The sequence below is a fragment of the Levilactobacillus yiduensis genome, from assembly GCF_024718525.1.
Classification (GTDB): domain Bacteria; phylum Bacillota; class Bacilli; order Lactobacillales; family Lactobacillaceae; genus Levilactobacillus; species Levilactobacillus yiduensis.
Genome location: NZ_JAMXAZ010000008.1, coordinates 113,755 through 124,730 on the forward strand (window position 1 = coordinate 113,755; position 10,976 = coordinate 124,730).

General features: G+C 50.7%; 12 protein-coding genes, 1 rRNA gene and 1 riboswitch. Of the genes, 5 read left to right on the forward strand and 8 right to left on the reverse strand.

What is annotated here, in order from left to right:
• Positions 1–172: 172 nt before the first annotated feature.
• Complete coding sequence (gnd, locus tag NGM66_RS06665) at positions 173–1,615, forward strand: NADP-dependent phosphogluconate dehydrogenase (RefSeq protein ID WP_208907692.1); 1,443 nt, start codon at positions 173–175, stop codon at positions 1,613–1,615.
• 121 nt (positions 1,616–1,736) lie between these two features.
• Here the strand turns inward: gnd and NGM66_RS06670 are convergent, their stop codons facing one another.
• On the reverse strand, positions 1,737–2,003 hold the full coding sequence (locus NGM66_RS06670; protein WP_208907691.1) for a helix-turn-helix domain-containing protein: 267 nt from the start codon (positions 2,001–2,003) through the stop codon (positions 1,737–1,739).
• A complete protein-coding gene (locus NGM66_RS06675; RefSeq protein ID WP_208907690.1) occupies positions 1,990–2,352 on the reverse strand; it encodes a type II toxin-antitoxin system RelE/ParE family toxin in 363 nt (120 codons plus the stop codon). Before NGM66_RS06675 ends, NGM66_RS06670 begins: the two co-directional genes overlap by 14 nt.
• A gap of 196 nt (positions 2,353–2,548) precedes the next feature.
• Between NGM66_RS06675 and NGM66_RS06680 the strand changes: the two genes are divergently transcribed.
• Both NGM66_RS06680 and NGM66_RS06685 read left to right on the forward strand, forming a co-directional pair.
• Positions 2,549–2,782: a helix-turn-helix transcriptional regulator gene (locus NGM66_RS06680; RefSeq protein ID WP_208907689.1), complete on the forward strand. Its 234-nt coding sequence runs from the start codon at positions 2,549–2,551 to the stop codon at positions 2,780–2,782.
• A gap of 177 nt (positions 2,783–2,959) precedes the next feature.
• Complete coding sequence (locus NGM66_RS06685; RefSeq protein ID WP_208907688.1) at positions 2,960–3,571, forward strand: helix-turn-helix domain-containing protein; 612 nt, start codon at positions 2,960–2,962, stop codon at positions 3,569–3,571.
• Positions 3,572–3,623: 52 nt separating this feature from the next.
• Here the strand turns inward: NGM66_RS06685 and NGM66_RS06690 are convergent, their stop codons facing one another.
• Complete coding sequence (locus tag NGM66_RS06690; protein ID WP_208907687.1) at positions 3,624–4,799, reverse strand: NADH-dependent flavin oxidoreductase; 1,176 nt, start codon at positions 4,797–4,799, stop codon at positions 3,624–3,626.
• Positions 4,800–4,943: 144 nt separating this feature from the next.
• Here NGM66_RS06690 and NGM66_RS06695 point away from each other — a divergent pair, with 144 nt between their 5' ends.
• Positions 4,944–5,507, forward strand: a complete 564-nt coding sequence (locus NGM66_RS06695; RefSeq protein ID WP_208907686.1) for a TetR/AcrR family transcriptional regulator — start codon at positions 4,944–4,946, stop codon at positions 5,505–5,507.
• Positions 5,508–5,569: 62 nt separating this feature from the next.
• On the opposite strand, the gene NGM66_RS06700 is transcribed toward NGM66_RS06695, so the two are convergent.
• Both NGM66_RS06700 and NGM66_RS06705 read right to left on the reverse strand, forming a co-directional pair.
• Complete coding sequence (locus tag NGM66_RS06700) at positions 5,570–5,833, reverse strand: hypothetical protein (protein WP_208907685.1); 264 nt, start codon at positions 5,831–5,833, stop codon at positions 5,570–5,572.
• Positions 5,834–5,924: 91 nt separating this feature from the next.
• Positions 5,925–6,566, reverse strand: a complete 642-nt coding sequence (locus NGM66_RS06705; RefSeq protein ID WP_208907684.1) for an SDR family oxidoreductase — start codon at positions 6,564–6,566, stop codon at positions 5,925–5,927.
• 188 nt (positions 6,567–6,754) lie between these two features.
• Between NGM66_RS06705 and NGM66_RS06710 the strand changes: the two genes are divergently transcribed.
• A complete protein-coding gene (locus NGM66_RS06710) occupies positions 6,755–7,102 on the forward strand; it encodes a hypothetical protein (RefSeq protein WP_208907683.1) in 348 nt (115 codons plus the stop codon).
• 73 nt (positions 7,103–7,175) lie between these two features.
• Here the strand turns inward: NGM66_RS06710 and NGM66_RS06715 are convergent, their stop codons facing one another.
• The 3 genes from NGM66_RS06715 to rrf form a co-directional block, all read right to left on the reverse strand.
• Positions 7,176–7,739 (reverse strand): peroxiredoxin, encoded by a 564-nt coding sequence (locus tag NGM66_RS06715; RefSeq protein ID WP_208907682.1) that lies wholly within the window; start codon positions 7,737–7,739, stop codon positions 7,176–7,178.
• 219 nt (positions 7,740–7,958) lie between these two features.
• A riboswitch (M-box (ykoK) riboswitch) is annotated at positions 7,959–8,124 on the forward strand.
• A 746-nt stretch (positions 8,125–8,870) separates the two neighbouring features.
• Positions 8,871–10,157: a cation:dicarboxylate symporter family transporter gene (locus NGM66_RS06720; RefSeq protein ID WP_208907681.1), complete on the reverse strand. Its 1,287-nt coding sequence runs from the start codon at positions 10,155–10,157 to the stop codon at positions 8,871–8,873.
• A 575-nt stretch (positions 10,158–10,732) separates the two neighbouring features.
• Positions 10,733–10,849: ribosomal RNA gene (gene rrf / locus NGM66_RS06725) — 5S ribosomal RNA — on the reverse strand.
• Positions 10,850–10,976: the final 127 nt, after the last annotated feature.

Genomic DNA, 10,976 nt, shown 5'->3' on the forward strand with positions numbered 1-10,976 from the left:
TAAGTCTCCCACTTAACAATTTGCGCTCGTTCTCATTTCGTTTACCCGTTTTGAAACCCAATTGATCTTTTTCACTAAAATTAAGTCAAATAAGTTTCCTTTCAAATTGTTCAATGCTACACTAGCTTGTGGAAAGTCGTTACTAATTTTGACACAAAAAGGAAGGTTACTAATGGCAGATCAAAAAGCAAATATTGGTGTTGTTGGTATGGCGGTCATGGGCAAGAACTTAGCCCTGAACATTGAAAGCCGCGGATACACCGTGGGCATTTTCAACCGGACCAGCAGCAAGACTGAACAGGTCATGAAGGACCACAGCGAAAAGAAGCTGGTGCCTAGCTACACGATTGAAGACTTCGTGAAATCACTGGAAACGCCACGGCGGATCCTGTTGATGGTCAAGGCTGGGAAACCAACCGACGCAGTCATCCATGAACTGTTGCCACTACTTGATAAGGGTGACGTGCTGATCGATGGTGGGAACACCAACTTCCACGACACGATGGCCCGTAACGCCGAACTCGACAAGTCCGGGATCAACTTCATTGGTATGGGTGTTTCCGGTGGTGAATTAGGGGCCTTACAAGGACCTTCACTGATGCCTGGTGGTCAAAAAGAAGCCTACGACCTGGTTGAACCTATCTTGACCAAGATTGCGGCTAAGGCACCTCAAGACGGCAAGCCTTGTGTCACCTACATCGGCCCGAATGGTGCTGGCCACTACGTTAAGATGGTCCACAACGGGATCGAATACGGTGATGAAGAGCTGATCGATGAAAGCTACAACATCATGCGTAACGTCGCCGGCATTTCCGTTGACGACATGGCTGACATCTTTAAGGACTGGAATAAGGGTGAACTCGACAGCTACCTGATCGAAATCACCGCTGACATCCTTTCCCGTAAGGATGACTTGGGCGACGACAAGAACTTGCCAATCGTCGATGCCATCAAGGACCGTGGGAACAACAAGGGGACTGGTAAGTGGAGTTCCGAAGATGCCCTCAACGTCCAAGTACCACAATCCGTCATCACGGAAGCCGTTTACGCCCGGTACATCTCCATGATGAAGGACGAACGGGTCAAGGCTTCGAAGGTCTTACCAGCCGCTGAAAAGCAAGGCAAGGCCGAAATCGCTGACAAGGACAAGTTCGTTGAAGAAGTTCGGCAAGCCCTGTTCTTTGGGAAGTTAATGAGTTACGCCCAAGGCTTTGAACAACTGCGTTTCGCTTCTGAAGCCAACGATTGGGACCTGAAGTTTGGTGAATTAGCACAAATTTGGCGTGGCGGTTGCATTATCCGGGCCCAATTCCTGCAAAACATCACCGACGCCTTCGACAAGGATCCTAAGCTGACCAACCTGCTGTTCGATAGCTACTTTAAGGATATCGCCGGCAAGTATCAACAATCCATCCGTGACGTGGTTGCGACAGCCGTTCAAGCTGGCATCCCCGTTCCTAGTCTGTCCGCTGCCATCACTTACTACGACAGCTTCCGTGCAGAAGTCTTACCTGCTAACTTGTTACAAGCACAACGGGACTACTTCGGTGCCCACACCTACGAACGGAACGACCGTGAAGGCAACTTCCACTACACTTGGTACGAAGAACAATAATTTTAAAATTAATGTCGAGACGTCCCCTTTTGGGACAGCATTGACTAAGTAAAAGAGCAACAAAGTCTGTTTGGGCTTTGTTGCTCTTTTTGCCATGGCTAATTCTACATAAGTCAGTTACTTATTCAAACGTCACCTTTAACCGTTTTCCTAATGCATGCGCAATCTGAGCGTACTTGGCAAAGGAAACGTTATCTCCTCTCTCAATACGGGCAATGGTCGCCTGTGTTGTAGACGCTTGTTCTGCAAGCTCCTCTTGCGTTAATCCCGCTTCTTCACGTGCATAATAGAGTGCCATCGCAGTATCCAAAAGTTCGCCCTCATCACGATAGGCTGCAGAGAATTCGGGGTCTTTCAATTCTTCCTGAATTAAATCATCTATTTTCATGATTTAAATACCATTCCTTTCTCAAGTCTTTAGCATGTTGCAGTTCCCGTTTAGGTGTTTTCTGTGATTTTTTCGTAAACCCATGTGTAATCAAATACTCTCCACGAACGACATGAAAATATAATGCGCGCTGGATATTTGATCCGGTTTTACTTCTTATTTCATATAAGTTAACATCAACCTTTTTAATCCATTGCAATCGTTGAGCCGGTAACAAACCATTATCTTCAATTTGCGAAATCATTCGCAGTAATTTAGCCCTATCTTTCTTAGGCAACCCTCTAACCCATTCAACAAATTCGTCATGTCCATTTGGCCGCTTATACGAGTGAAATTCTAACTTTTCCATAATCAAATTATATCATATATTTCAAAAATAAGATATTATATGAATATACATTCAGGGGTATCTGGTCATAAAATATCAATCATGTTTACCGGAATATCACAACTGGAAGACCGCCAAATCAACCTTGCAAGCAAACTCAGCACAAAGAATTTAGGTGGATTTGCTATGCTTAACGCAAGATAACGGAGGAAAATTCATGGCACTCGGAGAAAAAATCAAACAGGCTCGCGCAGATCATCAGCTGACCCAACAGGCAGTGACGCAACAAGTTCACGTTTCCCGGCAAACCATTTACAGTTGGGAGACAGGGAAAAGCTATCCTGATATTGACAACCTGGTAATACTTGGCAACTGCTGTGGCCTGTCGCTAGACGTGCTGATCAATTCCGACCGCGGCATGCGTGATTACCTTCGCAAGTTAGTTGGCTGAGCTCGATTGGGCTTTGGCTCAACCGGGTCATCGGCCGCCTTAAGCACCAAGAGGCGCAAGCTACGCGCAAAAATTGATAGGCGTCTATCCCCGTCAGACCGGCAATGCAGAGAAACTTTGCTAGGCAATCTGCCGCCAGTTTGCTATGCTTAAACCATTATATGAGGGGGCACCACCATGACATTCGGGGAACGTTTACAACACACACGCTTAGAACAGCATCTGACCCAAACCGCGGTTGCGGAGGCCTTACACGTTACGCGGCAAACTATTTCCAGCTGGGAGACCGGCCACAGCTATCCCAACATCGACAGCCTGATTCAGCTCAGCGACTTCTATCATTTATCGCTGGACACGCTGCTCAAGGAAAACCACGACATGGCCGACACATTGCGCAAGCCCGCGGTCTTTCAGGCATTGCGACCCACAATTCGGAACCTGACCATCATCAATACGATTTCCATGATCACGCTCCTCTTCGCCGACCAACTGGCCTCGGTGCAAGGGATTTTTCTGCTAGTGGCCTGTCTGAACTTTTACGCGCTCAATCACCTGCGACTTTTCGCCAGTACGTTGGTACCAGACGACGCGCCAGCCAAATACGCCCGGTGGCGGCAACGACGAGGGTGGGTTCTCTTACTCGCTTTGGTCGCAACGGTTGGCCTCATTTGGAGTTGGTGGGCTCACCGTAACGGCTTGGCAACGGACTTTCTGCTCCTTGCCCTCGCCGGTTGGGGTGGCATCTTTTATGCTGAGGTCGGGCGGTTCCGTCAATCATCCACGCGATGAAAAAAGCTCTGACAACGGGAAAGTTTCCCGCCGTTGTCAGAGCTTTTGTTGCTTATTTCCTAAAGACTAGATCCTCGGCGTTACCCTTCTCAGTCGTGGCCAATGCCGGCTCAAAGCCGATGTGGGCGCCCCCGGCATCCATCCCCGCCAGGAAGTCAAAGTACGGTGAGGCGATGCCTAGCTCGTCTAAATCAGCCAGTGGCAAGGTGTAGCGAATGCTATCCTCGGCGCCAGCCTCAACCTTTTCGACCCAGTGTGGTTCGCGAATGCTCTCCCGGCCAATGGCGACGAAATCAATGCCGGCGTCCATCACACGCTCGGCGTCGACAGGTGTCTTGACGTTGCCGACAGAGATCAGCGGCGTGTCCTTGACCGTGTCCTGTAGCTGGTCGATCAGCGGCGTCTTGTCGCTCTTGTCGTTGATCGATGGCCGCCACACGTTGCCCATGGACACGTGCAGGTAATCCAAGCCCAAGGTATCCAGCTTGGCGACTAGCTGCAGCGTGTCCGCCATCCGAATGCCAGGTTCCTCGATTTCTTCGGGAGAGAACCGGTAGCCAACGACAAATGGCCGGTCGGCGTAGGTCTTGACGGCCGTTTGGACTGCATCAACCACGCGCAACGGGAAGGTCATCCGCTTTTCAACGGAGCCGCCCCACTTGTCGGTCCGACGATTGCTGTGGGGGGAGAAGAATTGCTGGATCAGGTAGGTGTTGGCGCCGTGAATCTCGACACCGTCAAACCCGGCCTGAATGGCCCGCCGCGTGGCTTCACCGAAGTCCGTGATGGTTTGTTCAATCTCGGCGTTCGTCAGTTCCTCTGGCGTTTCCATCCCCGGTCGCGGCGCCGCAACGGCACTGGCGGAAACAGTCTTTTGTCCGCGTAAGATAGCGGAACTGGACATCCGGCCAGCGCTGAAGATCTGGAGAATGGCCTTCGTTCCCTTCTGCTGGATAGCCGTGGCCAATTTGTTCAGGCCAGGAATGAAGCGGTCATTGTCGACAGACAACTGGCCTTCAAAGCCCTTGCCCCGCGCATTGACGTAGGCGACTGGGGTAATGAACATCCCCACGCCACCCGCGTGAATGGCGGCATAGCGCAGTTCATCGCGGGAAACTTCCCCGTTGGCCAGCGCCATGCATTCGGTCATTGGCGGCAAGACGACGCGGTTCTTGACCGTGACGCCGGATTTCAAGGTAGCAGACTCCAAAAATTGATAACGACTCATACTGATAACCTCCTAAGGGACTTGGTAAGAACTTTACTTGTCTACCATACCAGAATCGCTTATTATTAGTAACGAATGATTTGGTCGATTTGTTCATTTTTGAACAAAAAAGTTTTTTTATCTACTTTTGAGGAGGAACTGCTGATGGATATTCGTCGCCAAATCTTACATGCCGTCTACACCCTCGCCCAACGGCAGGCCATCAAGGACATTACGGTCAACGATATTCTGACAGAAGCCACGGTGAGTCGTGGATCGTTTTACAAATATTTTTCTGACAAATATGACGTCATCAATCGTTACTACGACGAAGCCATGACGGCCATTTTTCAGGACTGCGAGTCCTACACGTGGCAAGGAATCTTCACGAAAATGTTGGCCTACTTCGAGGCACATCCCGCCTTTTTTGACGCGGCATTTCGGGCGACCGGGCAAAATTCCTTCACCGACTTTTTCCGGCACCACCTGATGACGGAATTCATGGAAATTATCGATCACCACAGCACACACCGGTTGACCGCTGACGACCAGAAGGCCCTGCAGTTCTTCGTCGATGGCTTCGTGACTTACACGCGGCAGTGGGCGTTGACGGGCATGCACCAGCCGGCCAGCGACTTGGGAGCTGATCTGCATTTGTTCATGCCCGCCTGTCTGTGTGAAATTACGTTGACGGCGGTGCCGCTTGAAAGTTCCACGCCCACACACTGATGCTGCCCTAAAGACACGACAAAGGCCCCCGCAACCACGGAGGCCTTTCATTTAACCAAAAACTATTGCCGCGTATGACCACCAGCTGTGGCCCCGGCTAACTTATCTTCTAACGCCACTTGAATCGCGTGAAGGTTTTCCCAGTGGTCGATCTCGGCGGCTAAGCCCGCTTGCCACTGCGCCTTTTCGCGACTCTTGGCAATGAACCGGTCCCAGTCAATATCGGCTGTGGTCCGGTCATTCGTCTGTCGCCATTTGGCCCATTCATCCAGATGATGCGCTAACTCACGGGCTGCCGGCGGGGCTAAAACTAAGTTCTCAGTCATAACCGTAACCTCCTTAGCGAAAATCCTGACGGACACGTCCTATCAATACCTTTATTTTACCAAGAATGGTTGGCGGGCGCGACCAATATGCTCACAGCTGGTCAATGACCGTTTGGATCGGCTGGTCGCCACTGAGCAGCGGAATCGTCTTGCCAATCGTCTGTGGGGCGTGTAAGGCGGCGACCATGAACGCGGCCAAATCAGCGCGCGAAATGCTGCCCACGGCCAGCGGTTCGCTCTTCACCTTGCCAGTCCCCGCATGAAAGGACAGCGCGCCCGGCTGAACGATGGTGTAGTCCAAGTGGGTCTGGTGGACCAGCCAGTTGTCGGCGTAAAATTTCGCCACGTACAGCGGCTTGAGCGGGTCCGCCCACCGGTTACGGTCCTCTGCAAACAGCATACTGATCATCATGAACCGCTTGACCCCAGCAATCTCGGCGGCCTGCATGGTCTTAATGGCCCCATCAAGGTCAATCAACAGGGTCATGTCGTCTTTGGTGCGGCCCCCGGATCCCGCGGCGAAGATGACCGCGTCGGCATCCATCAGCGTACTGGCAATGCGTTCCGGCTTAGCTAATAAATCCACCCGGCGCACGGCAATGCCTTGGTCCTCCCAGTCTTCGCCATCTTCACCCGCACGCAAGCCGGCAATGGGCTCATCCCCATTTGCCAACAGCTTGGGCACTAACAGGCGCCCCACCTCGCCATTGGCGCCCACAATCATTACTCGCATCTGTCTCCTAACTCCCTTCGCAAAACTTCTGCCATCTATTATACCCTAAGGGCAGTTTGATTGACTGCCGAAATTTTTCGGTGAGTTTCCTTTACCCCAACCCGGGCAATGCCATATAATGTAGAAAGGGCACCGACCGATTTGACCGATACTCGTGAACGCTAGACATTTTGAGGAGGTCTCAAATTTTGCAAAATCCTGATTTAACCATTAGTGACTTGGACGAAACCGCCCAAAACACCGCATTAACCGACTTTGTTCATTTTTACTTGAAACACTACCGGACCAACGATTTGGAAATCTTGGCATCGTACAAGGTCGATTACGCCATGAACGATATCAATATGTACATTTACACCAACACCAACTTTAGCCCTGACCAATTGGCTGCGGGTGTCTTGGCCAACAAGCGCGACTTGTTCTTGACCATCTTAAAGACGGTCAACCTGCCCTACACGGCTAGTGGCGCGTTAAAGGACCTCACCTGGGACGGCTGGTACGCGCAACAGTACGCCGGCATCGCTGAAGGAAAATAGTTTTTTCTGCTTAAAAAAGCGTCTGAGACTTTCATCTCAGGCGCTTTTATTCTACTCTGATAACCAAAAACTTTTAAATCTTACCAACCAAATCAGTCCCCGGCTTCAAAGTCTGTTCACCAGGATGCCAGTTGGCGGGGCAAACGCGGTCGCCGTGCTCGGCCACAAACTGGGCAGCGGTCAACGTCCGCAAGACTTCGGCAGCATTACGGCCGATGCCCATGTCATTGATGGTGTAGGAACGCACCTTACCGGCCGGGTCCAAGATGAAGACGCCGCGGTAAGCTTGACCGGCATCCTCGTCTAAGACATCATAGTGCCGGGCCAAGACGCCAGCCGGATCCGCAATCATCGGATAGTCTACCTGGCCGACCTCGGTACTCTGCTCGTGCCAAGCCTGGTGAACGAACTCGGTATCCTCGGAAACACTGTAGATCTCAGCGTCTAACTTTTGAAATTCACTGTAGTGGGCCGCCAGATCGCCTAGCTCTGTGGGACACACAAAGGAAAAGTCAGCTGGATAAAAGAACAGTACGGACCAGTGCCCCAACAGGTCAGTTGGCGTCAACGCTTTAACCTCGCCGTCTTGATACGCATTTACTTGAAAATCGGGTAACGCAGAACCAATGTAATTCATGATAAAACTCCCCTCAATTCTTGATATTCTTTTTTGATACACCCCTAGCATACGCGAATCCCCAGGGCAAATCAAGAATGATTCTAAACTAGTTGGCAGCTAGTAAACCGCGCGTTATAAGTATATTTATAGTTAGTTATTATAATTATTATTCGATAGAACTTGGACTTTTTTCTTGCAATCTGGGTGAGAACCAGATATACTGTGTACGTAAGATAAATTAGAAGCTGTTAGGTGAGGCTCCTATACGGAAAATGCTACTGCTCAGAAACGTCGAGAAACGCCAATGAGTCAGCTGTTCAGGTCAACAGAAGGCCTGATCTAATGTAGCTGTTATGAACTAACTACGCCGTATAGTGCTAAAACTCAACGACTAGCCAATACTCACACTTGTTCTTTAAGGTGCGCTTAGCTAGTCGTGGCTAAGCGCTTTTAATTTGTCCGCAGTTGTCACTGTCGACTTACTACAGGAGGTGATTGAACATGACAACGCAACTTTTAGATGATCCTGGAGCGTGTTATTACTCGCCGGTGGGAAAGTTACCGTCTGTTCAAGCCTCTTGGTTGACGCTTTGAGGAGGACACTACTTTAGCTTTCCCTATCCCGGACCCCGTAGCTTGATGCGGCGGTTCGACTAGTAGACTTTAAACGGAAACGACTGGCCACTTTATTTCAGACGCTGTCGGTGTTGCAACCGACCGTAACTCGTCTGAACTTCCCGAATTCGTTCGTGTGCCAGTTGGGTTCCAACCACTTAATGGATAACGCAAGCTAGAGTTACCAGTCTTTCTCAGCAACTATGCGACCCTGATGCATTGACGTGCTAGTCCCATAGCGTTACACCACGTAGCGATGCCTCACCGTTGGGGGAACCTGATGGGGAGAAAAACATTTCGTAACTGACGCCGTTTCAACTAGGTCGGTTTTTAATCTCTTACGGTCGATACGAATAATGAATACCAAACTGAAACTAGTTATCGATGTCGCCTGTTGTGGCCCATGGGCTGATGGGAATCACCCCGCTAAGCCGCAACCACGTGACCTGGATGTGCTGGTATTTACCAAATGCGCACCACGAATAAAGCAGCATCACAATCCCGAAAAATGGACTGTGATGCTGCTTTTTTTGGTTATTTAGCTTTAGCGGCGCGAATCTTCTGTAGGTACGTCTGACTCTTTTCTTCACTGAATTCGTGTTCGGATTTCCCGATGATCACGGTCGCCAGCGAATTACCAACCACGTTGACGGCGGTCCGGCCCATGTCGACCAGCCGGTCAATACCGGCGATGAAGGTCAGCCCACTCATCGGTACCCCAATCGTGGAGACGGTCGCCAGCAGGACCACGAACGAGGCGCCAGGCACTCCGGCCATCCCTTTACTGGTAATCATCAGGACCACCAGCAAGGTGATCTGCTGCCCCAAGCTCAGGTTGATGTGATAGGCCTGTGCTAAGAATAAGGCGGCCAGTGATTGGTAAATGGCGGATCCATCCAGGTTAAACGTGTAGCCGGTCGGAATCACGAACGACACAATGCCTTGGCTGACACCGAATTTATCCATTTTATCGATCAGCCGTGGCAAGGCCGCCTCAGAACTGGCCGTGGAGAAGGCCAAGATGGCTTCGTCCTTGATCACGTACAGCAGGTCCCACAGACGAAAGCCGAACAAGCGCGCGGCGATGCCCATGAAGACGAGAATGAACAACGCCATGGTCGCGTAGGCCAAGACGATGAAATACCCCAACGGTGCCAAAGCCGACAATCCCATTTGCGCGATGGTGACCCCAATCAAGGCGCAGACCCCGATCGGTGCGGTGTGCATGACCCAGTTTGTCACGCGGAACATCACTTGTGACACGGCATCCAGCACGTCGATGATCACCTGGCCCTGTTTTCCGATTGCGGCCGTTCCTAGTCCGAAGAAAACGGAGAAGAAGATCACGGGCATCATATCGCCCTCTGACAGCGACTTGAAGATGTTGGTTGGAATGATGCCCATCAACGTGGACCAAATACCGGTGTTCCCAGCGGATTTTGCCGACGAAACGTACTGACTGATATCGGTACTATGTAGTTGATGAATGTCGATAAAGTCCCCTGGCTTGAAGATGTTCCCGACCAGTAGCCCTAAGGCAATGGCAATGGTCGTCATGATTTCAAAGTAAATGATGGTCTTACCACCGACTCGGCCCAACTGCTTGATATCACCCATATTGGCGATTCCCACGGTCAGACAGGACACCACGATGGGTAACACGATCATTTGAATGAGGCCAATGAACATGTTCCCAATGTTTTGCATCGCCGTGATGGCGACCTTGTTTTGGTAAAAGACGGCGCCTAAGACCACTCCGAGTACCAGGCCGATTAAGATTTGCCAGCCCAGACTCAGACGGTACTTACGGTATTTCTGCATGCTAATTCCACCCATTCTCTCTTTATATAATTGTTTTAAGACAACTTTAACGGTGTTTTGCTGCGACACTAATAATCATAGCACATTGGTCTTCCCTGGAAAAGATAGTGCCCAATTGAACTCACCAGTACAATCCCCCTTGTCAGCGCCATACACGTCGTCAAATTTGTCGGGTGTCGTTAGCGGACAATCAACCTAATCGCGTCCCTACCCCACTTAAACGGCTGATTTTCGGCGAATTCGGTCAACTGACCAAGTTGCAGGAGGAATTAGTGAAGATTTTTTCCAGTTTCAGTGGGAGCCCGTTGCCAGTCCTTGCCCACGAACCACGTTTGGCCACAGCCATTTTGCCAACTGAACAGCCAATACTGGCGGTGGGGGTCGCACCCACTTGTCCTCAGGGGTCAGAGTATGTTAAATGGTCGCGGGGGTCGACCTGAGAGATGGCAGTTTACCCGCAACACCGCCGTCATAGCCGTTTCACTCGGTCGCAGTCCGCCCGCCATCGGGTCTGTCTTCGTCTGCCACCTTAATTTTTGCACAAAAAAAGGAACCCTCACAGGGTTCCTTCACTCGCGTGGCAACGTCCTATCCTCGCAGGGGGCGATCCCCCAACTACTATCGGCGTGCTAAAGCTTAACTTCCGTGTTCGGCATGGGAACGGGTGTATCCTTTAGGCTATCGCCACCACACTATAAGAGAACTTATTCCCTCAAAACTAGATATCATCAATTTATTTTCTTTGAGAACACCAACTCTACTTGGTTAAGTCCTCGACCGATTAGTACTGGTCCGCTTCACGTCTCACAACGCTGCCAC

Bases quoted from the DNA above. Each gene is read 5' to 3' on its own strand.
- gnd (WP_208907692.1), top strand. From the start codon at position 173: ATGGCAGATCAAAAAGCAAATATTGGTGTTGTTGGTATGGCGGTCATG.
- NGM66_RS06670 (WP_208907691.1), bottom strand. From the start codon at position 2,003: ATGAAAATAGATGATTTAATTCAGGAAGAATTGAAAGACCCCGAATTC.
- NGM66_RS06675 (WP_208907690.1), bottom strand. From the start codon at position 2,352: ATGGAAAAGTTAGAATTTCACTCGTATAAGCGGCCAAATGGACATGAC.
- NGM66_RS06680 (WP_208907689.1), top strand. From the start codon at position 2,549: ATGGCACTCGGAGAAAAAATCAAACAGGCTCGCGCAGATCATCAGCTG.
- NGM66_RS06685 (WP_208907688.1), top strand. From the start codon at position 2,960: ATGACATTCGGGGAACGTTTACAACACACACGCTTAGAACAGCATCTG.
- NGM66_RS06690 (WP_208907687.1), bottom strand. From the start codon at position 4,799: ATGAGTCGTTATCAATTTTTGGAGTCTGCTACCTTGAAATCCGGCGTC.
- NGM66_RS06695 (WP_208907686.1), top strand. From the start codon at position 4,944: ATGGATATTCGTCGCCAAATCTTACATGCCGTCTACACCCTCGCCCAA.
- NGM66_RS06700 (WP_208907685.1), bottom strand. From the start codon at position 5,833: ATGACTGAGAACTTAGTTTTAGCCCCGCCGGCAGCCCGTGAGTTAGCG.
- NGM66_RS06705 (WP_208907684.1), bottom strand. From the start codon at position 6,566: ATGCGAGTAATGATTGTGGGCGCCAATGGCGAGGTGGGGCGCCTGTTA.
- NGM66_RS06715 (WP_208907682.1), bottom strand. From the start codon at position 7,739: ATGAATTACATTGGTTCTGCGTTACCCGATTTTCAAGTAAATGCGTAT.
- NGM66_RS06720 (WP_208907681.1), bottom strand. From the start codon at position 10,157: ATGCAGAAATACCGTAAGTACCGTCTGAGTCTGGGCTGGCAAATCTTA.